Source organism: Colwellia sp. Arc7-D (assembly GCF_003061515.1).
Taxonomy (GTDB): Bacteria; Pseudomonadota; Gammaproteobacteria; order Enterobacterales; family Alteromonadaceae; genus Cognaticolwellia.
Genome location: NZ_CP028924.1, coordinates 474,660 through 498,429 on the forward strand (window position 1 = coordinate 474,660; position 23,770 = coordinate 498,429).

A 23,770-nucleotide genomic window follows, 5' to 3' on the forward strand; every position below is an offset into this window, starting at 1 on the left:
ATGAAAAAAATAGCGCTAGCAGTAACTCTCGCATCGATTTTATCAACTAATGTTCAAGCGGATGCTTTAGGTATTTACTTGGGTGGACAAATTTGGGATAACCAAGCTTCAGGAACCTTTGGCGATGGTAGCTCTCAAGTTGATTTTAATTTAGCTGATCAAACACAAAACAGTTTTTTTATCGCGTTTGAGCACCCTGTACCATTAATTCCAAATATACGTATAGCTTCTACCACTTTAGAAACTGAAGGCAGTACAACACTAAACACTGAATTCGAATTTGACGGTCAAAAGTTTAGTGAAAATACTAATGTTAATGCTGACTTCAATATTAGTTATGTCGATTACACACTCTATTATGAGTTATTTGACAATGATCTAATTTCATTTGATTTTGGTTTAACCGGGCGTGATTTTGACGGCGATGTAACGGTATCAGCACAAGCAAGTCAAGGCTCTACGTCAGGTCGTGTATCAGTCACTGAAATTGTACCAATGTTGTACGCTAGAACTAATGTTGGCTTGCCTTTAACAGGCTTAAACCTTTACGCACAAGGTAATTTTCTATCAATTGATGACCATACACTTTACGACTATGAAGTTGGCGTAAGCTATGAGCTTATTGACAACCTTGCCGTAGGTGTAAATATTAATGCTGGCTACCGTGCAGTTAAGTTAGAGCTAGAAGACTTAAACGATCTATACACTAACATTGAATTTGATGGGGTATTTCTCGGTACTACTATTCACTTTTAAAGCGTTAATGTAATACAACCTAAAGCAGAGCTGAATAATCAGTTCTGCTTTTTTTTGTCTAAAATTTGTTGTTTAACATTAAATACTATTCATTTGAGCCAGTATTTTGTCGCTCAAAGGAGCAGGTTAAGCAATAAATAGCTTACTTTAGGTTGAGCTACAGAAATGTATCGATTTAACCAGATAAGCTTAAAATCAGTGGCTTATGACCTTCAATGATTACCTTACTTATGATTCTATAATTCTATAATTCTATAATTCTATAATTCTATAATTTTTGTTATGTGAATGGTGCATTTAATCTACTGTTAAGAATTATTATTAATGTGCTTAGTCGCTTTCGGTTTAAATGTTGTGATCTATTCAAATACAGATAGCTTAGTATTAAAAAACGTAGAGCTTTGTTTATGAACCACAATTAAGACTATTCGCAAAAGCTATTACCATTGGTTATGCAATTTAAACTTTAATTTCCTGTGAAGCATAAATTAAGTTATGTCGAAAAATTAATACAGATAAATTTTCTAGCAGATTATTATGAGCGGAGATAGCAGGGAGGTTTAATATGGAAATTCAACAAGACATTAAAAAAGCCATCAACATTATGTTGATGGCTTTTGATTTTATCAGCTTTCTAAAAGAAAGCTTAGGTTATTAAATTACACTTTTTTACGACGTGTAAATAACATTGGTGTTAGTAACAACATTAACCAACCAAATGAACCACTTTCTTTCTTATTAACAATTGAAGCTGAAGCTACAGTAGTGTTTGTATTACCGTTACCATCATCAACAGTTAGTTGGAAAGATATTGTTTCGTCTTTATCAACTTTAGGTGCATTAAAACTAAACGATGAAGCGCTAGGATTGTAACTAACTGGCGTACCAGAAAGTTGTACCCATGCATAAGTTAGGGCATCAGCATTTGCATCAGTAGAGTTAGTAGCATTAACAGTTAATGAACTTCCTTCAGTTGTAGTATTAAGACCTGAGATTACAGCTACCGGTGCTACTTCAACAACACCAAAGCTATATGTTGAAGTAACTGTGCTGTCACCTAACGTATTAGTCAGTGTTAGTTCATTACCAGTGCTTGCTTGGCGAGGAATTAAGTCAAAGCCAACAGGAAGTACTTCAGCTGATGCACCAACTTCACGTGTGATAGTCCAAGTAACCAAGTTACCTGATACTTCACCATTGTTGTTAACATTTGCTATTTCTTGTCCTTCAGTAACTTCAGCCGTTAAAGTATATACTTTATCTTCGTTGGTGAAGTTAGGGGCAATGTCAAAACTTACTGCTTGAGCAATACCAGGTGTCATTGCTTGGTTGCCATCAACTAAGTCTGAAGAAACCATCTCTACTACATCATCTTCACCACGGGTAAAGTTAAGTGGTATTTGTTGAGAAGCTGAACCATCACCTGATCTTAATTCAAGGATTGCACTGGTAGAAACATCGTCAGACCATGAAACGGTAACGCTAAAGTCATCTTCGCCTTCAATTACTGCTGCTGATAAATACTCACTTGCAGAAGCAGCATCAGTTAAAATTGACGATACTTCTAAACTTACAGCATCGGTCGCACCAGGTGCAGAAGCCGTGTAACCGTCAACTACAATGTAGTATGAGCCTGCTGGTAGATTTACAAATGCCACTGACTCATTAGAATCCGCACCGGCACTGCTACCTATATTGGCAAACGAACTATCCAATATACGTAAATCAACGTCTGGAGCAGTTGATGAAGATATACTAAAGACAACATTTGGCACTGTTTCATCAAATGTTAAGAAAGCAAAATCAAGTGCTTGATCAGGAACAGCAAGATCTATCGCCGGAAGTAGTAGAGAGCGTTGATCGAAAACGCCTACTTCAATATCCGTTAGAGCGTTTGCTTTATAACCAGTGTAAGTCATAGAACCTGTTGAACGATGAGCTGTCACTGTTAATGTGTCAGGTAAGTTATTACCACTGACTTTAACTGCAACAGGTAATTTCGCAGTAGGCATGCCTTCTGCGGTCAATACAACGTTTGCAAAACTCCAACCAGATGCTAGTTCAGCAGCTGTTGCATCTGCGGTAATTGTTAGCTCTTGAGTTTCCCCTGCAGCTAATTCAAAGGTTGCTGGTGTTACAGTAATCGCTAATTGTTCAGTAATACTTGCTGAGCTAGCAGTCCAGCTACCATCTTTAGTTGCTGTAACCGTACGAGTCCAAGAACAAGTATCAACACATTTTGAATTAGCCATGCTAGCTAAGTTCATTTGTGAAGGAACACCACCTACACCTGGATTGGCTTTCATGTAGTTAGCAAAGCTTTCATCCATGACAAGACCTGCCGCTGCGGCAGCTTCTAGGTCGGCAAAGCCGGCACCCATATCAAAAAAGTCAGAGGCAGTTACAGCATCGTCTTTTTTAGTATCTTGGTTTGCGGTCATCATTAATGCCGATTGAGCTTCAGCGGGTGACCAATCTGGGTGAATACTTGCTAATAACGTTAATGCCCCTGCCATGTGAGGACTTGCCATTGATGTGCCAGATAAGAAACCAAAGTCATTTGGCGCAGGTGCAGCCTTAAATCCAACTGGTTGATCGTCTGAAAAAGCGGCATAAATACTAACGCCAGGAGCTGCAATAGACGGTACTATAACATCTGGAACAGATACGTTAGGACCACGAGAAGTAAAGTCAGCAGCAATACGGCCAACTTGTGTTTCGCCTGTATCTTCAGCTTCTGAAGCATATGATAATGTACTTGTGCCGATGGTCGCCATATGACCAGTGCCAGTTTCTAACCATGAGCGAATCATATCGCCATCATCAGCATTTACATGAATTGATGGGATAACATGAGCGTCAGCAACAACAGAACTAGCACCACCTTGAAGGTTTGCTAAAATTAAGCCAGCCGCACCACCGTCACGAACATGACGACCTTTATCAACACGAGCAATCGCACCACGGTCACATACCACTATCGTATCTGCGGCGAATGTCTCAGCAGGGAAAGGTTGTAAACATTGTGCAGGATCGCCATCTGGATCATTGCTGTTAGTAAAGTCGCCAGCGAAGACAACGTTACCTTCCAAGCCACCAGTTATAGCTTGACCGTCAAATGATGCCAATTCACTATCACCACCAGTAAAATCAACAGATTTTATACCTAAACTACGATTGTGTGTATACGCTGCCACAGTAGTAATCCATGGCGCATCGCCTGGTGAACCAACAGTACCAGGACCTGGACCATCGTTACCTGCTGATGTGGCGACATGAATACCGGCTTTTCGAGCTGCCAAATATGATAACGAATCAGCGTCATTCCACGGATCACTTGTGCCTCCACCTATAGAATAGTTGATAGCATCAACACCTGCTTCAATCGCGTGTTCAACTGCTAATACGGTAAGAGAAGGGAAACAGCCACTAAAATTTGTTCCGGAGTCGCCAGGTAAACAAACTTGATAAGAAATAATATTAGCGTGTGGAGCGACACCAGACATTTTTTCAAATACTACACCTGTTGCTTCTCCTTCAACGTTAGTAACGTCTTGGTTTAGTAAAATATTACCTGCAGTAGTACTAGCCGTATGTGAACCATGTCCGTCATGATCTTCCCCGTTGCTAGGAACTTCTTCATTAAATTCAGCATAACGATCTGTTATTACGGGATAGCTATGAACACCAATAAGTTTGTCGTTACAAAGAGAAGCGAATTCTGCAGTTGCACAATCACCACTATAAACACCTGCTCCATCTGGGTTGGTATGATCATAGTCATCACCACCAATATCAGCAAACGAAGGGTGGTCAGTATTAATACCAGTATCAATAATACCCACTATCATGCCTTCACCCATGGCACTAGTGCCATTTGCACTGCCGTCCCATATTGTGTTGGCTTTAATATAGCCAGGTCCTGTATCGGTTTGTACGTAGCGTAATTTTTCACGCTTAATATGAGCAACGCCAGGTACTTTCGCAAGTGTCATTGCTTGTGCCTGAGTCATTTCAATGACCAAACCGTTATAAGCTAATGTTGTACGTTGCTTAACATTTAAGTTACTAATAACTTTATTGGCTTGGGCAATGACAGAGTCTTGGCGTTTTGTTAAAAAAGAACGGTAAGCTTTTACATGATTTGCTTTAACATCTAGTTTACGACTTTTACCAGCGGTTTGCTCAGGACTAGTAGCTTTAAGACCAGCAATGCTACCTTGATATAATGCAACAGGACTTTCTGCTAAACGAACCATATAACGGTAAGTATTATTATCCAGATCAGCTTCAGGTGTAAAAACAGAGTTGCGTTTTACTGCGTGTGTTTTGACAGCTGATTTTGAGTCGATATTTTGAATTTGTTCTGGTGTAACTGCCGGTTTGGCAACTGTTACATTGAGTTCAGCGACTGAACTCATCGATATTGACATTAGGGCTGTTGATACAGCCAATGCGACTTTATTTCTCACGAGTAATCTCCTTTGCGCTATGGGGGCGCACTTTATTATTTTTTGCTAATTTATAACTTTAAATATTATGTTATCAGCTAGTATTTATTAATTCTTAAATGTTTAGAATTTGAGAGCAATTCAAAAGCTCGCATCAATGCGACGATTAAACATACCACATGTAAAAATAATGTAAATATATTGTCAGCAAAGGTTTGCGATAAAATTTATTTCAACGTTTAAAATGGAAAATTGTGTTTACAGAATGACCTCTTTAGTTAAATGAACTAAGTAAAATTAAAGTATATGAATAGATAATTTTCCAAGTTTTAAACGAGATTAATTAAACAATAGTTACAAAAGTATAAAATAAAGCCGTTTTATTGATATTGACGTTGTGAGTTTTAGAGAGGGAGTTTAGTAAGAGGAAGTTATTTTCGATGTGTCGCAATAAAACTAAGTGGTTTAAATTTGATAGCCAAAGGTTTTTGGCTATCAAGAGCTAATTACAAACTAAAGCTTATTTAATGTGTTGTACCATTAATAAATTGAGCTAATTGAGGTCGTTCAAATTGATAAGTAGTCATGCAATAATCACAGGTCATCGACACACTGCCTTGTTCAGCAATGATACTTTCCAACTCACTAGGTTCAATTTGAGAAATAGTACTTAAGCACTTATCTTCAGAGCAGCTACATTTATAACTAACAGCTTGTGGTTCAAATAATCTTACTTCTTCTTGATGATACAATCGGTATAGCAAGTCTTCACTAGCTAATGAAAATATTTCTTCAGGTTTAATGGTATTGGTTAATTGGCATAAATGTTCGAAATCGGCTTCTTGCTGCTCTTTATCGCCACTGTCAGGCAGTAATTGAATTAATGTACCTGCAATTTGTGACGTTTGCTCATCGGTAAATAGCCATATCTTGGTAGGTATTTGCTCTGATACCTCAAAATAATGCTCTAAGCATTCAGCTAAAGTATCTTGTTCAAGGGCAACAACACCTTGATAAGGTTCGCCGTTAGTTGGACGTATGGTAATCACCATATTGCCCTTGCCAATGAGATCTTTAAGGGCTGTAGCATTGGTTTCACTCGCCATACGGGCAATGCCACGCATTTCTTGATGATTGTTGCCGTTTACAGCTAAGTAACCTATTGGGCCGTCACCTTGAAGTTGTACGGCAATTTCACCTTCAAACTTTAATGTTGCGGTTAATAGGCAAGTGGCAGCGACTAACTCACCGAGCAATTGCTTCACACCTTGCGGGTAATCATGTAAAGCAACAATATCTTGGAAGGTTTGGCTTAAGTTTACCAATTCTCCTCGCGCGTGTAGGTTGTCAAATAAATAGCGATTTAAAATATCTTTTTGCATAGCCACTGTTTATATCCTTTCTTTTAAATGTCGAATTTGTCGACGTTGTTTCTTATCGGGTTTAGTATCGCTGGCGGGGCTAAGCAGAATGCCTTGCTTGCGAGCTAAATTATTTTTTTCGCGCGTTTCAATGCTTTCAGTTGTTTCTTGGTAAAGTGTTTGTGCAAAAGTTGCATCACGGCGTTTATCAGTCAACGCGATAACAATGACATGCTTTTCTTCAAAACCTTGTCTTATAGTAATGCGATCACCTAAAACTACGGCTTTACCAGACTTGCTACGCTGACCATTATAAAACACTTTGCCGCCATCAATCATCTGCTTTGCAATGGCTCGTGTTTTATAAAAGCGCGCCGCCCATAACCACTTGTCTAAACGGGTGGACTGATTACTTAGTGCATCATTATCATGAGGTTTATTCATGGTTTTAATTATACTCTATAACGGCATTTTAAATTTTCGGAAAGTTAACATAATGGCTTCATTTTCGCTAGTTCGAATGCATTTCTTTACATTTTGTTAACTAATTATAGTTAAAAAAGAATATGACATCTTGTTGCAGAGCGATTGGTCAAGTATCATCAAAGCGAATTGAAATTTGAAGATAATAAAAAAACGATAAAAAATGACATTGTTGAATAACCTATCAAGCGCGCCTGAACAGCTTTCCAAGCTACCACAACGAAAAATTACTCAAGTAATTATTTTGGTACTGCTTTGCTATATCGCTTTTTTGTGTGCACAAATAACTTGGCTAGGTTTATCTAAGTCAACGCAAAATGCTAATGTAACATTAAATGGTTCAGCAGCTGTTTCATCAACACCGAAAAAGCAAATCGACGTCAAAGCCATTCAATCATTAAATCTCTTCGGGGCTTTCTCTCAACAAAAAGTAGAGCGTGTTGAGGAAGTTGTTGAAGATGCCCCCGAAACACGTTTAAAGCTAATTTTGTCAGGTGTGGTTGCTAGTAGCGATAAAGCGACCGCCGCTGCGGTAATCGAAAGCTCAGGCAGACAAGAAACATACAGTATTGGTGAGAACATCAAAGGCACTAGGGCAACGTTAGAAAATGTTTTTAACGACAGAGTTATTTTAAAAGTGTCAGGCGGATTTGAAACTTTGATGTTTGAAGGATTAATATTTGATAAAAACGTCAAGCCATCTCAGCCAGACTATAAACAAAAATCAGGACCTCAACGTACTAAAACGTCATTGCAATTAACATCGCCCAATGTTGTCGATCAGCGTAATAATAAATCACTCGCTAAAGTGACTCAGTCATTAAAAGATGATTTAGAGAGTGACCCAGGTAACATTACCGATTATTTGAAAATTTCGCCGAAACGAGAAAATGGCAAAATTATTGGCTATCAATTAATGCCGGCGAAAGATCCAACTTTTTTCCAAAGTGCTGGTCTGAAGTCAGGGGATGTAGCAGTACAAATGAATGGTTTTGATTTGACTGAGCCTCGAGAAGCCGCTCAGGCACTAAAATCTTTAAGAGAACAACGCGAAGTTTCGCTGTTACTTGATCGTAATGGTGACATGACACAAATACTTTTCAGTATAGATAATTAGAATAAAAGGAATAATAAATGCGCAAATTATTAAGCGCACCTTGGTATAAGCGAAGCCTTACCGGGTTGTTACTGCAGTTTTACTCAATAGTGTTTTGCTCTCTGCAAATATAAATGCGGCTGAATATTCTCCAAATTTCAAAGGCACAGAAATAGCAGAATTTATCAATATTGTTGGTAAAAATTTGCAAAAAACCATGATCGTTGATCCCAACGTTCGAGGCAAAGTTAATGTACGTAGTTATGACTTACTAACTGAAAAGCAATATTATCAATTTTTCTTAAACGTTTTAGAGGTTTATGGCTTCTCTGCGGTTGAAATGGAAAATAATGTTGTCAAAATTATTCGTAATAAAGATGCGAAAACCTCTTCTATTCCAGTCGTGGGTAATGAAAACCCAGGTGCTGGTGATGAAATGGTCACCCGTGTTGTTGAAGTTAAAAACGTTACGGTACGTGAACTTACACCTTTACTGCGTCAATTATCAGATCAAGCAGGCGGCGGCAACGTAGTTAACTATGATCCTGCTAACGTTATTATGCTTACTGGTACTGCCGCGGTAGTTAATCGCTTAGTGCAAATTATTGAACGAGTGGATAAAGCGGGCGACCAAGACGTACAGATTATTAGCTTGAAATATGCATCGGCTGGCGAAATGGTTCGCATAGTTGAAGCAATGAATAAATCTGGCCAAGGTAAAAGCGCTGGCACACCGACATTTTTAATACCTACCATTGTTGCTGATGAACGTACTAACAGCGTTATTGTCAGTGGCGAAGTTAAAGCCCGCGAACGAGTAGCAAGATTAGTTTCGCGCTTAGATAGTGAACTTGAATCAAACGGCAACACGCGCGTTTATCATTTAAAGTATGCAAAATCAGAAGACATGGTGAAAGTGCTACAAGGGGTTAGCGAGTCTATTGAAGCAGAATCATCTTCAACCACTACTGCATCGCGAAAAAGTAAAACCCGTAATGTGAGTATTGATGCTCATGAAGACACTAACACCCTTGTTATTACCGCTCAACCTGACATGTTACGTTCACTCGAAGCGGTTATTCGTCAATTAGATATTCGTCGTGCTCAAGTCCTTATTGAAGCTATTATTGTTGAAGTTTTTGAAGGTGATGGCGTTAACCTCGGTGTGCAGTGGTATCACGAGTCAGGTGCTATGTCGCAATTTACCAATGGTGTTACACCAATAAGTTCAATTGCAGCAGCAGCTGAAGCTGCTCAGTCTACGCCGGGTACATTAGGTTCTACTGTTACGTCAGAAAGCGGTGCGGTTACAGTGAATCCTGATCAACCTGATACAGATGGTGACTACAGTTTAGCTGCTCAAGTGTTAGGTTCAGTCAGTGGTACATTGTTCGGTATTGTAAAAAATGATTGGGGCGCAATTATTCAAGCGGTAAGTTCTGATACTAATTCGAACTTATTGTCTACGCCAAGTATTACTACCCTGGATAATGAAGAAGCATATTTTATTGTTGGTCAAGAAGTTCCTATTATCACGGGCGCTCAAACCGGCAGTAATAACAGTAACCCTTTCCAAACAGTTGAACGTCAGGAAATTGGTATTAAATTGAAAGTTACGCCGCAAATAAACGAAGGCAGTGGCGTGCAATTAACGATTGAGCAAGAAGTATCTTCAGTAAGTGGTGCAACAGGTGTTGATATCTCTATTAACAAACGTGAAATTAAAACCACTGTGATGGCTGACGACGGCGCGACTGTTATTCTAGGTGGTTTGATTGATGAAGACGTGCAAGAAAGTGTTCAAAAAGTACCTATCCTTGGCGACATTCCATTTATTGGTCACTTGTTTAAATCAACAAGCAACACCAAACGTAAACGTAATTTGATGGTGTTTTTACGTCCAACTATCGTACGTGATGGCAAGTTAATGAATGACCTAAGTAAAGAAAAATATAACTTCATTCGTGCGCTTGAAATTCAAAAGAAAGAAGATGGTCTTGAGTTATTATCGGATGAAAAACTGCCTATTCTGCCGGAATGGAATGATCAATTGTCATTACCACCGTCGTTTGATGAATATATGAAAAAGCGTGATGAAAAATCATCGGATGAAAACGAATAACCATGAGTGATATCGATCCAGAAACTCAAGCTTTTGTTGCGGCAAGTGAAAACGAAACTGCGCTTAACGATTCATCAACACTCGCTGTTAGTGACATTATTACAGATGAAGGTATTCGTTATCGTTTGCCTTTTGGTTTTGCAAAACGTAATAGTGTATTGGTCGCAAATGATCATGGTGAATTACGATTAGTTTGCACAGACACTCTCAATGCTGATGTATTGCTAGAAGTGCGCCGAGTATTAAAAGCGCCTTTTACACTTGATTATAAAAGTGCTGAAGAGTTTGAACAATTGCTTACTATTTCATACCAGCGAGACTCTTCAGAAGCGCAACAAATGATGGAAGATATTGGCAATGAAGTTGATTTATATTCACTTGCCGATGAAATGACCGAAACTGAAGACTTATTAGAAAACGAAGACGATGCACCGATTATTAAACTGATCAATGCCATGTTAAGTGAAGCGATCAAAGAGAATGCTTCCGATATACATATTGAAACTTTTGAGCAAGCGCTACAAATTCGTTTTCGTGTCGATGGCGTTTTACGTGAAGTGTTAAAACCTAACCGTAAATTAGCTTCATTACTGGTTTCTCGTATTAAGGTAATGGCAAAGCTAGATATAGCTGAAAAACGTATTCCGCAAGATGGTCGTATTTCCCTAAGAATAGCGGGTAGAGCAGTAGACGTGCGTGTTTCAACTATGCCTACAGGACATGGTGAACGAGTAGTTTTACGTTTACTCGATAAAAATTCAACCCGTTTAGACTTGCAAGACTTAGGCATGACCGATGGCAACCGAGCGCGCTTTTCTGATTTAATTGAAAAGCCTCATGGCATTATTTTGGTTACAGGCCCAACCGGCTCAGGTAAAAGTACAACTTTGTATGCAGGCTTAAGCCAAATTGACAGCAAAGAACGAAATATTTTAACAGTAGAAGATCCGATCGAATACGCTATCGAAGGTATTGGGCAAACTCAAGTAAATACGAAAGTAGATATGACCTTTGCCCGTGGTTTACGCGCAATTTTGCGTCAAGATCCTGATGTGGTGATGGTCGGTGAGATTCGCGATTTAGAAACCGCGCAAATTGGCGTACAAGCAAGTTTAACTGGGCATTTAGTTTTATCTACATTACATACTAATACAGCTGCAGGCGCTATTACACGAATGGAAGATATGGGGGTTGAACCTTTCTTACTTTCATCTAGTCTATTAGGTGTATTAGCACAACGATTGGTTAGAACGTTATGTCCACATTGTCGCGAATGCTGCGCTACTTCAGCGGAAGAACGTAAATTACTACAATTAAATCACGACGATAATGCGCCAATTTATAAAGCGGTAGGTTGTGAAGAGTGTAATTTTAAAGGTTACCGAGGCAGAACAGGTATTCATGAATTGATTGTGGTTGATGAGCAAGTACGAGAATTGATTCATAACGGTAAAGGCGAGCAGGCGATTGAAAAGTTCATTCGCACTACAACACCAAGTATCCGTCGTGATGGCTTTGATAAAGTCATGCTAGGTGAAACCACCATCGAAGAAGTATTGCGAGTTACACGCGAAGATTAATAAAACAAGTTTCTGTGTCTAAAATAAACGCAAAATTGAAGATAAAACTTGGTAATTAACAAGGTAATATAAATTGTAAATTATGGCAGCATTTGATTATCAGGCAGTAGACAGCCGAGGCAAAAACAAAAAAGGGGTTATTGAAGGTGACACCCCTCGTCATGTACGAAATTTACTTCGTGAACAAGGCTTAATGCCTATTGAAGTAACACCATGTTTGCAGAAAAGTAAGCAAACAAATAAAAAGTCTTTTTTTACTGCAGGAAAAAAAATATCAGCTGCCGAGTTGGCACTTATCACTCGACAGTTATCAACGTTGGTTGAATCTGGCTTACCCATAGAAGAGTCACTAATGGCTGTTGGTGAGCAATGTGATAAAAACACCTTAAAAAGTATGATCATGGCTGTGCGAACGAAAGTAACCGAAGGTTATGGTTTAGCTGAAAGTATGGCTGAGTTTCCACAAGTGTTTAATCGCTTATTTCGCGCTATGGTTGCCGCCGGTGAAAAATCAGGTCACCTTGATAAAGTATTAGATCGCTTAGCTGATTACACTGAGAAGCGACAACAACTGCGCTCACAACTCATTCAAGCGTTGGTTTATCCTGTCATAATGACCGTAGTTGCTACGGGTGTTATCGCAATACTATTGACCGCCGTAGTGCCCAAAATTGTTGGTCAATTCGAACATATGGGCGCTAATTTGCCTGCCACAACTAAATTCTTAATTGCCAGTAGTGATTTCCTGCGGGATTATGGCTTATTCATTGTAGTTATTGTGGCGGCGCTTATGCTGCTATGGTCACAGTTATTGAAAAAAGACAGTTTTAAATTTGCTTATCACAAACGTTTTTTAAATATACCGGGTCTTGGGAAAGTGGCAACAAGTGTTAATACCGCAAGATTTGCACGTACATTGAGCATTTTAACCGCTAGCGCCGTTCCTTTATTAGAGAGTATGAAAATTTCTGGTGAAGTACTCGACAACTTATACATTAAACAAAGTGTTAAAGAGTCAACAGACAAGGTGAGAGAAGGAACAAGTTTACGAGTATCGTTAGAACAAACTAAACTGTTTCCACCCATGATGTTACACATGATCGCTAGTGGTGAAAAAAGTGGCCAACTTGAACACATGTTAGGTCGCGCCGCTGATAACCAAGATCGTGAGTTCGAAGCTGTAATGAACATATCATTAAAAGCATTTGAGCCGATATTAATGGTGGTAATGGCGGGTGTTGTATTATTTATCGTTATGGCTATTTTACAGCCAATTCTTCAGTTAAATACGTTAATAGGAAGTTAGAAATGAAAGCAGTAAGAAATGTTCGAGGTTTTACCTTATTAGAAGTGATGGTTGTTATCGTAATTTTAGGTATTTTAGCCAGTATGGTAGTGCCTAACCTTATGGGCAGCCAAGAGCGCGCAAATATGCAAAAGGCAGTATCAGATATTAATGCCTTGGAAACGTCTTTAAGTATGTACAAAATGGACAATTATAAGTACCCAAGTACAGAGCAAGGTTTAGAAGCATTGGTAACTGAAACTGATATTGAACCTATGCCTCGTCGTTTTCCAGAAGGTGGTTATGTAAAACGTTTACCTAACGATCCGTGGGGAAGTGAATATCAATTACTTAACCCTGGAGAAAACGGAGCAATGGACGTATTTTCTATGGGACCTGATGGCGAACCCGGTACAGATGATGATATTGGCAACTGGAATTTAGGCGATTATCAATAATCAATCACTATTGATTATTAATTTGATATGAAACTTAACATAGGCCATCGCCCAAAACTAAATCCGCGTCGTCACCAAGGTTTTACCTTAATTGAAGTGATGCTGGTGATTGTGTTAATTGGTGTGATGGTTTCTGCAATCCAATTTACTTTTTCAGGTAATAAACCTGAACAATTATTAGAACAAAACAGTGCTCGCTTTGCGGGTGTTTTTGACGTCGCTGCAGAATATGGTTTGCTAAATAATGTGGAATTAGGCTTATTCATCGAAGAAAATAGCTATCAATTTCTCGGTTATGACGGCGTCAGTTGGTCACCTATTGCCGATAACCCATTATTTAGCGTGTATACTTTACCTGAAGGTCTTGAGTTAACGCTAGAACTTGATGACTTACCTATCGAAGAACCTCTATTATTCGACTCTTCTGTATTGATCAACGAAGACGAAGAAGAAGACTTTACTGAAACCGAAAAGAAAAAAACCATCCCTCAAGTTTATATGCTCTCTGGCGGTGAAATTACCCCCTTTAGTTTAACGTTTTCATTGGCGGAATTTGCTATTGATGGCGATGAGAATATCAGTTTTAAAGTGACTGGCATATATACTACACCACTTACAATAGAAGGGCCGATAGTGAATGCTAACGCTCGCTAATTGTTATTGTCGCAAGTTGCAAAAAGGGTTTACCTTAATTGAGGTTATGCTGGCGATGGCGGTATTTTCGATCGCTGGTATTGCCATTTTAGGTACTGCAGACACTAACGCACGAAATTTAGGATATTTAGAAAGTAAAATCGTAGCGAGTTGGGTTGCATCAAATCAATTAGTCGAAGTGACACTCGATGATACATGGCCACCAAAAAATAATAAAAAAGGCAAAGTAGAGCTTGCTGGGCAAGAATGGTTTTGGCAGCAAAAAGTTATTAAAACTACCGATAATGACATGCGGGCTATTGTTATGGAGGTGCGGCTTGATGAAAAAGATCCCGCAGCATTAACTAGCTTAATGACCTACATATCGAAGCAAAGCCAATGAATACTGCTGGTATAAATTGTCGAGCGTTTAACTCTATTAAGCCTTTTAGATCTAAATCAAGTCTTACATCGAGTAAAGGCTTTACCTTATTAGAAGTACTGATCGCCATCGCTATTTTTTCAGTGATCAGCATGGCAAGTTTTAGTATTTTCGAAACCGTACTCAACAGTGATACCGTAACTAAAGAACGCACTGATCGCATAAATGAACTGCAACGGGGTTTTTTAATTATCGAACGTGATATGTTGCAAATAGCTAGGCGAAGTGTGCGCTTAAATGGTGAATCGCCCCAAACTGGCTTTTTACACACAGATACTGAAAGTTACACCACGAGTGAACAGGCTATTGCTTTTGTTCGTCATGGTTGGACTAATCCAGGGTTACTCTTACCTCGCAGCGATATGCAGTCAGTAGCTTATCAATTAAATGAAAATACGGTAGAGCGGGTACATTTTAACTTTGTTGACGCTGTATTGGGCGAAGAGCCAAAAGTAAGACCATTAATTTCTAAGGTTGAAAACCTAAGTTTTGAATTTTATGATGGAAAAAAGTGGCAAAAAACACGACAGGGCGACAACTTGCCACAGGCTATTGCTATTGAATTAGAAACAAAAGATTACGGTATTATTCGTAGACAATTTATTGTTGCTGGCGATAGTTCGCAAGATGAGGACGATAGCCGTGAGTAAAGTTATAGCTATTAAGCCTATACCCAAAGGGGTTGCGTTAATTACGGTTATGCTGATTATTGCGTTAATCGCTATTTTAGCTACACAAATGACTGCAAGGTTGCAATTACAAATGCAGCGTACAACCAATATTGGCTCCAACCAACAAGCATACTGGTATGCCATGGGGCTGAGGCATTTGCAAAGCGAGTACTCATTCAATCATTTGAAGCCGATGCCGAAGTAACACATTTAGGGCAAGTGTGGGCACAAGGGGAAAATACTTTTCCCGTTGATTTTGGTGAAATAACCGGTGAGATCACCGATTTAAATAGTTGTTTTAATTTAAATTCTCTAAAAGTAAGTGAAGATGACAGTTCGAGTGGTATTGGCAATGCAGCGAAAAAATCACCAGCAAGAACAGCTTTTGAAGAATTGTTAATTGCTATCAGTATTGAAGGTGTCGGTAATTTTGAAGCAGAATATATGGCTGATGCTCTTACTGACTGGTTGGACGCTGATGGTAGTATTTCTAGCTCAGGTGGCGCAGAAGACAGTGACTATGCCGCGAAAGAGTTTCCTTACCTAGCCGCTAATAATTATATTGCCAGTATTGCAGAGCTACGAGTGATTGAACACTTTAGCGTTGATGTCATTGAAAAGTTGAAAGACTATGCCTGTGTTTTGCCGAATACGAATATGAATAAAATAAACATTAATACCATTGCACAAGATCAGCCTGAAATACTTGTAGCCATGTTAGGGATAAGTCAAAATGAAGCATCACAAGCTTTGTCTTCCCGTGGTGAAGAAGGCTTTAAAAATATTGATGAATTTTTTACATTACCTGAACTGAGTGAAGCTAAAATTACACCAGAGCAAAAACAACTTTTTTCTGTGAAAAGTGAATACTTTAACCTTAGAACAACAGCAAGCTTTAATAATAGTTACTTTGCTTTAAATACCATTATGAAAGTAGACGATAAAAATAATATAAGTGTGATCAGTCGCATCATAGGACGAGAGTAATGGGTGAAACCTTATTTATCCGTTTAGGCAGCCAAGCTGAAAGTAGAATTCACTGGCTGATTAAAACCAACGGACAAGAAGATATTATAGCAAGTGGTGAGTTGCCTAACGCAGGTGAACTAACTCAGCTAACTGAAAAATCAACAACACGAGACGTGGTCGTTTTTGTACCGGCAAGTGATATCGCTATTAAGCGACTAAAAGTACCAGGCTCATCTCAAAGAGCTACCCGTGCAGCAGCTCCCTACATGTTAGAAGAAATGCTAGCACAAGATGTTGAAGAGATGTGTTTTGCTTTTAGTGAGACTAAACAAGACGATCAAGGGCATAATTGCTTTGTTGCTGCGCTTGAGCGTAAACAATTAGATACTTGGTTGCAGTGGTTAGCCGAAGCAGAAATATTCTCTAAAGTATTAATTCCTGATGCACTTGCATTACCTGTTGAGCCCAACATTAGCAGTGCTGTTATGCTTGGCGAGCAGGTATTGATTAGGTTAGGTGAATGGCAAGTTATGTCATTCGAAGCCAACGCATGGCCAGTGGTTGCTAATTACTTTCAAGGTTTAAGTGAAGATAGCCAAGTGATTAACGCTTATTCGGCTTTATCTGAAGTACCTGCTGATTTAACCATTGAGTATTTACCTGAAGACTTACCTTTAGCTATTTTAGCGAATAATCATTCTCGTAAATTCAACTTGTTACAAGGTGAATTTCAAGTCAAAGAAAAGCGCTCAGCAGATACGGTAAATTGGCTTTGGGTTGCTGGTATTGCATGTTTAGCACTGGTGTTGAATTTTGGTCTCAAAGGCGCTGAATTATATAGCTTATCTAGCCAGCAAGCCGTTATTGAAACTGAAATCATCGAAAAATATAAAACTGTTTTTCCTGAAACTAAGCGGGTTAGAATCTCGACGGTGCGTTCACAATTACGTCAGAAACTTGCTGAAGTAGGTGATAGTGATGACGTAGCTGGCTTTTTAGCTTTATTAGTTAAGCTTGAGCCGGCACTGGCGAGTGTGCCTGAGATTAAACCTCAAACATTGAAATTTGATGGTAAACGTCAAGAAGTACGTATGCAAACTATCGCTAAAGATTACCAGTATTTTGAAAAGCTTAAAGTCGCCTTTGAAAAAGCAGGCTTAGCGGTTAATTTAGGCGCACAAAATAATCAAGGTGATCAAATTTCTGGTTCATTTAGTATTACAGATACTTCTTCGAAGGGGCGCTCATGAAAGCATGGTGGCAGCAGTTAAATATTCGTGAGCAACGTTTAGTGTTAGTTATGTCGGTAGTAATTTCTATATTTATTTTATATGGTCTTATTTGGCAACCGCTGAATGAAGGCATCGACAAGCAAAAGTTAACACTTGAACGTCAGCAAGAGTTGTTGACGTGGGTTGAAGAAAATACCCAGCGTTATCAACAAGCAAAACGCAATGCTCGTGCAAGTTCAGGCGCGAGTTTGTCGAGTATTGTTAATCGCACTTCTAGAGCGAATAATATTATTATTACCCGTATGCAACCTCAAGGTGATGAGTTACAAGTTTGGATTGATGAAATATCATTTAATCAATTATTAACTTGGTTAGAACAATTAGCCAGCAGAGATGGTCTACAAGTAAAAAATATAGATCTCAGTTTAGCTGACCAACAAGGTGTGGTTCGCGTTCGTCGATTACAGTTAGGAAAGAGTTAATGAAAAAGAAGTTTGCTTATACAGCAATTTTTTTCACCGCATATTGTGTTTTTGTTTTAGCCTTAATGCCAGCCAGTTGGGTAGTGTCGCAAATTAAGCTGCCAAAGAACATAGCACTTGGTGCGGTTGAAGGTAGTGTTTGGCATAGCGAAATTAAGCAAGTCATGATTGATGACGTTATTATTAATCAAGTACAAAGCTCATTGTCGTTAATCTCAGTATTAATGCTGAACCCTAAACTTGATATTAGTTTTGGCAATGCGTTGGTCAATGGCCCAGAAGGGAAATTAACCATCAGTGGTTTATTGTCTGAAATGGTGGTTGAAGACGCACAAATAAATGTTGCCGCGAATACGGTAGCAATGCGACTTAACTTAGCGATTGATATTATTGCTCATGAACAACTTCAGCTGAATATTTCGCGCTTTATTATTGGTGCGCCGGTCTGTAGTGAACTTCAAGGTGACTTAAAGTGGCGCAATGCTGCTGTAACGGCTTTCGAAGAAAAAGTTCAGCTAGGTGAGCTTACAGCGAAATTAACCTGTGATAACGGTGAACTTATTGCTGATATCGACCCTAAAAATAACCTAGGGCTAAGTTATCGTGCTGCGTTAAAGCAAGGTGGACGTTTCTCGGGTAGTGGCTATTTAACACCTGCAGAGAAGTTTCCTGAGCAATTAAAAGCCGTATTAAGCTTTTTAGGAAAACCAGATAGCAAAGGCCGATACCGTTTGAAAATATAAGTTATTTCTACTATGAAAGATAATTTTAGATTGTCTTTCATAGACTTAGCTTTTATCCTCGCTAAAATATATACCCTACACCACGTTTATTAATGTCGTTCATGATAAGTCATCTTGAGCGTATTTATTATTAACGACAACACTGATTTCACTATTTAGTGCAGCAGTCTCTCTAAATTTCACATAATTAAATCGTCTCTAGTTTAATTTATGAAATATCCTGCGATTACTTTAACTATTCAAACCATTAAGCAATTTACAATCTATGGTTAAGCGTAATCAGTACAGCCTGTATTTTAGGATAACTCGTATTTATAGAAAAAATTCTGCTTTTGTTTGACTAAATAACGACGACTTCCTGATTTTTGTAACTAATACATGATGGCTTGTAATACTTTCATAAAAAATATCTGTGAGATATTCCCATGTTGGATATTTTTATTTATTTTCAATGGTTTAGTTCGTGGCCTGAGTTTTGCAAACATATGGGTGAGTGCTTTAGTTTGAGCACTGTATATCACCTAATTTGAAATTATAGGAGTGCAACTATGAACAAAGATACTTTTGAAGGAAAATGGAAACAAGTAAAAGGTGAAGCCCAAAAGCAATGGGGCGATTTAACCAATGACGACATGGATATAATCAATGGTGAGAAAGAAAAATTAGCCGGCAAGATCCAAGAGCGTTATGGCAAGTCTAAAGAGGAGGCAGAAAAAGAGGTTGATCGTTTTTGTAAGGATAATGATTGCCAATAACTGTACTACTTTAGCTTAAATGTATCCCTAGATTTGGGCTGACAGCTTTTATAGGCTTTCAGCCCAACTTGCAATCTCAGAACAAATATTAATGACTGACTAAATTTATTACTGATAGCGATAAAGTGAAAAAATCTAACATAGCCGGGCTTATCGGCAAATGGTTTGCAGAGCTCTTCAGCTCAAAATATGCAGAAATAGAGGCCAACCTATATGAGTTCAAAGATGAGTTCAAATAATGAAATAATGCACCCACAAGAATTTTCACTAGCAAACTGGTGGCAGATAACTAAGCGCGTTATGCATAAAGTTGAACAAGATAACATGTCACTTATAGCTGCAGGTGTTGCGTTTTATTTCTTATTAGCGATGTTTCCATTATTAGCTGCATTGGTTTCTATGTATGGCCTTTTTACCGATCAACAAACTCTTCTTCAACATATGAGCCTTTTGGTTGGCGTAATACCTGAGCAAAGTAGAGAAATATTAGAAGCGCAGATTGAAAGTTTATTAACGACAGATAATAGTGCATTAAGTGTGGGGTTTGTTTTTAGTTTTTTATTAGCTATTTGGAGTGGCGGCAAAGGCTCTGTAGCATTAATTACAGCATGCAATATAAGTTATAAGGAAGGGAAAACACGTTCATTTTTAAAAATGATTATCGTGCGTACAATGCTAACGTTGGCAACAATATTAACCATGCTGTTGATGTTACTTATGATTGTTATTATTCCATTCGCGTTGAGTATGCTTGACGAAACAAGCCAATCTTTACTAAGTTGGGTGACATGGCCAATTTTGCTGATTCTATTTAACTTATCGCTAGCAAGCTTATACAAATATGCACCACATCGCGCATCTGCAAAATGGCGTTGGACCACACCTGGTGCTGTATTAGCGACCTTATTTTGGCTTGTAGGATCCTATTTTTTCAATTTGTACATTACCGAGTATGCCAGTTATAACGAAACGTATGGCTCAATGGGCGGCGTCGTTATTTTATTGATGTGGTTTTATGTCACCGCTTTTACTATTTTATTGGGTGCTGCGATAAATGCCGCGGCAGAACTGCAAACTGAAGAAGATACAACCACGGGAGAAGAAAAACCCAAAGGTAAAAGAGGAGCTTACGTTGCTAACAATGGTCCTAGTGATCTGAAGCAATAAGTTTTTTGTATTTTTTTGTTAGCTATTAACAGCGTTTGCTAACTTGCTTGGAAAACGTTGGAGAATAACGAGCGGGTAAAAAGATATTTGGCCTTGGTTAAATTAACTGTCTTAACTATCTGTATTAACCGAGGCGAATCATCGTAAAACTATGAATTAATTGTTTGGTGTGTTGTTATTTATTTCAGTTAATAAAACACGATAGTCAGTAATTGAAGGGTATTCTTTAAATACGTTTGCAGCTTGTTTGCTATCAGGGTTAGCTACCGCTAATAAATGGCCAATACCATATTTTTTTGCTGAATCGAGTATCACTAAGCTGTCATCAACAAATAGTGTGCTTTCTAGTTCAAAACCATGTTTTTCTTGTAGGCGCTGCCAGAGTAATTGTGACTCTTTTGTGACACCAAACTCGTGCGTTGAGTAAAGCGTATCAAAGTATTTATCTAACGATGTGCGTTCTATTTTTAGCGATAAACTATCAGGATGAGCGTTAGTAACAAGCACGATATCACGGCCAGATGATTTCAATGCAACTAGAAAGTCATGTGCATCAGAGCGTAATTGAATTAAGTGCTGAATTTCGCGCTTTAAGTCGGTTATTGATAATTGAGTTTGTTCGGACCAGTAATCTAGGCAATACCAGTCGATTGTTCCTGCTACTTTTTCGTAGTGTGACATTAACGACGCTTTAGCTTCAACCAAGCTTACAGCGTGTAATTCACTGTAGCGTTGTGGTAAATGGTGTAGCCAAAAGTGGTTGTCAAAATGTAAATCGAGGATTGTGCCATCCATATCCAGTAAAACAGTTGAAATTTTTGACCAATCAAGCATAGATTTTTCCCTTGAAACACGTTTATTATAGAATGTCTCAATGAGACTGATGGTAACTATGCAATTAAATAATTACCCCAACGGCTATTATACCCAAGCAGTATGGTTATGTATTCAATGTTATCGTGCTATGGTTAAACTTTAGCTTTTCTAGATGAAAAACATCACTTAAGTTGTTGCAATAAAGGGCGTTATGACAACAAAAAAAGTATTACCAAAAATCACCGCGCGTAAGCAGGTTGCCAAAAGTCACTTATTTACTATTGAACAAGTTGACTTAACATTCAGTAATGGCGAAAAGCGAGAATATGAACGCATGTATGGTAAAGGTCGTGGGGCAGTGATGATTGTACCTATGCTTGATAAACATACTATGTTGCTCGTACGAGAGTACTGTGGCGGCACGCACACCTATGAGCTTGGTTTCCCAAAAGGCCTTATTGATGCCGGCGAAACTGCCGCACAAGCCGCTAATAGAGAATTAAAAGAAGAAGTTGGTTATGGTGCTGAAACGTTAACGTCAATTCACACTGTTGCCATGGCTCCAGCATTTTTTGATGCTAAAATGACGATATTTCTTGCTGAGAATCTTTATGCGGAAAAACTGCTTGGAGATGAACCCGAAGCGTTAGAGATAGTCCCTTGGCCACTTGCAAATCATCATGAATTATTGCAACAGCAAGACTTCAATGAGTCGCGCAGTATTGCCGCTTTATTATTAGTAAAGGATCACTTAGGAGCTATTGTATGAATCATGAAAAGTTATTATCAGTGGCGCTTGAAAGTGCTAAAAAAGCGGGACAAGAAGTTGCACGCTTTTATAAACAAGGCAACTTTACTGCCGAGATAAAAGAAGATAACAGTCCTGTTACCAGTGCCGACATCGCGGCAAATGATATTTTAATGGATGAATTAAAAAGACTAACCCCTGACATTCCTATTATTTCTGAAGAAGTTGGAGCTTTAGGGCTAGCACAGCGCAGTAAATGGTCTCGTTATTGGCTGTTAGATCCTATCGATGGCACAGGGGAGTTTATTGCTGGCAGTGGTGATTTTGCGGTTAATGTTGCGTTAGTCGAGAACGGATGGCCAAGCATTGGTGTTATTCATGCTCCTGATCACCAATTAACTTACTATGCTCAAAATAATTTAGGCGCTTTTAAAGAAAATGATGTGGGTAGCCATAAAATACACGTGGCACACTATGATGGTCAACGTCGTATAAAAGTCGCTATCAGCCGTCGACAAGATATCAACTTAATGGGGCAGTATTTAAATGATAAATATGATTTTGATCATGTCGCTTTAGGAAGCTGCTCGTTAAAAAACTGTTTAATTGCCGAAGGTGGTGCTGACTGTTATTTACGTGTTGGACCTACCGGTGAGTGGGATACTGGCGCAAGTCACTGTATAATTGAACAAGCCGGTGGCAGCATAATCGATAGTGAATTTAAACCATTAACGTACAATCAGCGTGAAACGTTAATGCAGCCTGATTTTATCTCGTTAGGGAATAAAGAAATTCCTTGGCAAGATATTATTAAGCCGCATAGAGCAAAGCGTTTATAAATAACAACGCTTAAGCCCAGTTCATAAATACACAGTGTTAGTTGCTATCAGTAAATTAGCTCGAAATAAACTTATCTTACATGGAGAAAATCATGCGTAAAACATCCTCAATATTAATTTCCCTACTGTTGACAGCAACAGTAAGTTTACCGGCATTAGCTGCATGGAAACTCGACAATGCAAATTCTGAGCTGAGCTTTATATCAGTTAAAAAAGCGAATATTGCCGAAAATCATAACTTTGCAAAGCTTGCTGGTAATATCAACGAGCAAGCACAAGTAAATATCAGTGTTGACCTTACCAGCGTTAATACTAATATTGCTATTCGTGATGATAGAATGAAAAAATTCGTTTTTGAAAGCGATAAATATAGCACAGCAAATTTTACTGCGACGCTTGATAAGTCATTGCTCAATAACCTAACCATTGGTGCAGATAAAAAGCTTAGCGTTAGCGGCGTAGTGGATTTTCATGGTGAGCAGCAAACTGTAACGATTGAAGTCAGTGTCATCAAGTTAAGTGCGGATAAAATATTGGTTAATACTATCAAGCCATTTTTTATTCAGGCAGATGCATTTGGTATTGTAGCTGGTATCAATAAGCTCAAAGAGTTAGCCTCTTTACCTAGCATCGATTACGTTGTGCCTGTTAGCTTTTCGGTTACCTTCATACGATAATATT

The 23,770-nt window shown here is 38.6% G+C and carries 23 protein-coding genes; 19 read left to right on the forward strand and 4 right to left on the reverse strand.

What is annotated here, in order from left to right:
- On the forward strand, positions 1–756 hold the full coding sequence (locus DBO93_RS02105) for a TIGR04219 family outer membrane beta-barrel protein (protein ID WP_108454853.1): 756 nt from the start codon (positions 1–3) through the stop codon (positions 754–756).
- 659 nt (positions 757–1,415) lie between these two features.
- Here DBO93_RS02105 and DBO93_RS19080 read toward each other — a convergent pair.
- The 3 genes from DBO93_RS19080 to hslR all read right to left on the reverse strand — a co-directional run bounded on the left by DBO93_RS19080 (position 1,416) and on the right by hslR (position 7,012).
- Complete coding sequence (locus tag DBO93_RS19080) at positions 1,416–5,228, reverse strand: S8 family serine peptidase (RefSeq protein WP_108454854.1); 3,813 nt, start codon at positions 5,226–5,228, stop codon at positions 1,416–1,418.
- A gap of 503 nt (positions 5,229–5,731) precedes the next feature.
- Positions 5,732–6,589, reverse strand: coding sequence for an Hsp33 family molecular chaperone HslO (hslO, locus tag DBO93_RS02115; protein WP_108457708.1), 858 nt, complete (start codon positions 6,587–6,589; stop codon positions 5,732–5,734).
- A gap of 9 nt (positions 6,590–6,598) precedes the next feature.
- Entirely contained in the window at positions 6,599–7,012 is a 414-nt protein-coding gene (hslR, locus tag DBO93_RS02120; protein ID WP_108454855.1) for a ribosome-associated heat shock protein Hsp15, read from the reverse strand.
- A 202-nt stretch (positions 7,013–7,214) separates the two neighbouring features.
- Between hslR and gspC the strand changes: the two genes are divergently transcribed.
- The 15 genes from gspC to DBO93_RS02190 all read left to right on the forward strand — a co-directional run bounded on the left by gspC (position 7,215) and on the right by DBO93_RS02190 (position 20,686).
- On the forward strand, positions 7,215–8,168 hold the full coding sequence (gene gspC / locus DBO93_RS02125; RefSeq protein ID WP_108454856.1) for a type II secretion system protein GspC: 954 nt from the start codon (positions 7,215–7,217) through the stop codon (positions 8,166–8,168).
- 94 nt (positions 8,169–8,262) lie between these two features.
- Positions 8,263–10,269 carry a type II secretion system secretin GspD gene (gene gspD / locus DBO93_RS02130; RefSeq protein WP_108454857.1) on the forward strand — a complete coding sequence of 669 codons (2,007 nt, stop codon included), beginning with the start codon at positions 8,263–8,265 and terminating at the stop codon, positions 10,267–10,269.
- 2 nt (positions 10,270–10,271) lie between these two features.
- Complete coding sequence (gene gspE, locus DBO93_RS02135) at positions 10,272–11,849, forward strand: type II secretion system ATPase GspE (protein WP_108454858.1); 1,578 nt, start codon at positions 10,272–10,274, stop codon at positions 11,847–11,849.
- 82 nt (positions 11,850–11,931) lie between these two features.
- Entirely contained in the window at positions 11,932–13,155 is a 1,224-nt protein-coding gene (gene gspF, locus DBO93_RS02140) for a type II secretion system inner membrane protein GspF (RefSeq protein ID WP_108454859.1), read from the forward strand.
- Positions 13,156–13,157: 2 nt separating this feature from the next.
- The gene (gene gspG / locus DBO93_RS02145; RefSeq protein ID WP_108454860.1) at positions 13,158–13,592 is read left to right on the forward strand and encodes a type II secretion system major pseudopilin GspG; all 435 of its coding nucleotides are present in this window, start codon (positions 13,158–13,160) and stop codon (positions 13,590–13,592) included.
- A 27-nt stretch (positions 13,593–13,619) separates the two neighbouring features.
- Positions 13,620–14,246: a type II secretion system minor pseudopilin GspH gene (gspH, locus tag DBO93_RS02150; RefSeq protein WP_108454861.1), complete on the forward strand. Its 627-nt coding sequence runs from the start codon at positions 13,620–13,622 to the stop codon at positions 14,244–14,246.
- Positions 14,230–14,628, forward strand: coding sequence for a type II secretion system minor pseudopilin GspI (gene gspI, locus DBO93_RS02155; protein WP_108454862.1), 399 nt, complete (start codon positions 14,230–14,232; stop codon positions 14,626–14,628). The genes gspH and gspI overlap by 17 nt, the downstream gene beginning before the upstream one ends.
- Complete coding sequence (gene gspJ / locus DBO93_RS02160) at positions 14,625–15,317, forward strand: type II secretion system minor pseudopilin GspJ (RefSeq protein ID WP_108454863.1); 693 nt, start codon at positions 14,625–14,627, stop codon at positions 15,315–15,317. The genes gspI and gspJ overlap by 4 nt, the downstream gene beginning before the upstream one ends.
- On the forward strand, positions 15,310–15,543 hold the full coding sequence (locus DBO93_RS18865) for a hypothetical protein (RefSeq protein ID WP_239059077.1): 234 nt from the start codon (positions 15,310–15,312) through the stop codon (positions 15,541–15,543). The genes gspJ and DBO93_RS18865 overlap by 8 nt, the downstream gene beginning before the upstream one ends.
- Complete coding sequence (gene gspK / locus DBO93_RS02165) at positions 15,471–16,325, forward strand: type II secretion system minor pseudopilin GspK (protein ID WP_239059161.1); 855 nt, start codon at positions 15,471–15,473, stop codon at positions 16,323–16,325. Before DBO93_RS18865 ends, gspK begins: the two co-directional genes overlap by 73 nt.
- A complete protein-coding gene (gene gspL / locus DBO93_RS02170; protein ID WP_108454864.1) occupies positions 16,325–17,557 on the forward strand; it encodes a type II secretion system protein GspL in 1,233 nt (410 codons plus the stop codon). Before gspK ends, gspL begins: the two co-directional genes overlap by 1 nt.
- Positions 17,554–18,021: a type II secretion system protein M gene (locus DBO93_RS02175; protein ID WP_108454865.1), complete on the forward strand. Its 468-nt coding sequence runs from the start codon at positions 17,554–17,556 to the stop codon at positions 18,019–18,021. Before gspL ends, DBO93_RS02175 begins: the two co-directional genes overlap by 4 nt.
- The gene (locus DBO93_RS02180) at positions 18,021–18,764 is read left to right on the forward strand and encodes a type II secretion system protein N (protein WP_108454866.1); all 744 of its coding nucleotides are present in this window, start codon (positions 18,021–18,023) and stop codon (positions 18,762–18,764) included. Before DBO93_RS02175 ends, DBO93_RS02180 begins: the two co-directional genes overlap by 1 nt.
- Before the next feature lie 548 nt (positions 18,765–19,312).
- Positions 19,313–19,519: a CsbD family protein gene (locus tag DBO93_RS02185; protein WP_108454867.1), complete on the forward strand. Its 207-nt coding sequence runs from the start codon at positions 19,313–19,315 to the stop codon at positions 19,517–19,519.
- A gap of 213 nt (positions 19,520–19,732) precedes the next feature.
- Positions 19,733–20,686: a YihY/virulence factor BrkB family protein gene (locus DBO93_RS02190; protein WP_239059078.1), complete on the forward strand. Its 954-nt coding sequence runs from the start codon at positions 19,733–19,735 to the stop codon at positions 20,684–20,686.
- Positions 20,687–20,842: 156 nt separating this feature from the next.
- Here the strand turns inward: DBO93_RS02190 and yrfG are convergent, their stop codons facing one another.
- Entirely contained in the window at positions 20,843–21,520 is a 678-nt protein-coding gene (gene yrfG, locus DBO93_RS02195; RefSeq protein WP_108454869.1) for a GMP/IMP nucleotidase, read from the reverse strand.
- 193 nt (positions 21,521–21,713) lie between these two features.
- Here yrfG and nudE point away from each other — a divergent pair, with 193 nt between their 5' ends.
- The 3 genes from nudE (at position 21,714) to DBO93_RS02210 (ending at position 23,766) form a co-directional block, all read left to right on the forward strand.
- Positions 21,714–22,271, forward strand: a complete 558-nt coding sequence (nudE, locus tag DBO93_RS02200; RefSeq protein WP_108454870.1) for an ADP compounds hydrolase NudE — start codon at positions 21,714–21,716, stop codon at positions 22,269–22,271.
- A complete protein-coding gene (cysQ, locus tag DBO93_RS02205) occupies positions 22,268–23,089 on the forward strand; it encodes a 3'(2'),5'-bisphosphate nucleotidase CysQ (protein ID WP_108454871.1) in 822 nt (273 codons plus the stop codon). Before nudE ends, cysQ begins: the two co-directional genes overlap by 4 nt.
- Before the next feature lie 92 nt (positions 23,090–23,181).
- Positions 23,182–23,766 carry a YceI family protein gene (locus DBO93_RS02210; protein WP_162533701.1) on the forward strand — a complete coding sequence of 195 codons (585 nt, stop codon included), beginning with the start codon at positions 23,182–23,184 and terminating at the stop codon, positions 23,764–23,766.
- Positions 23,767–23,770: the final 4 nt, after the last annotated feature.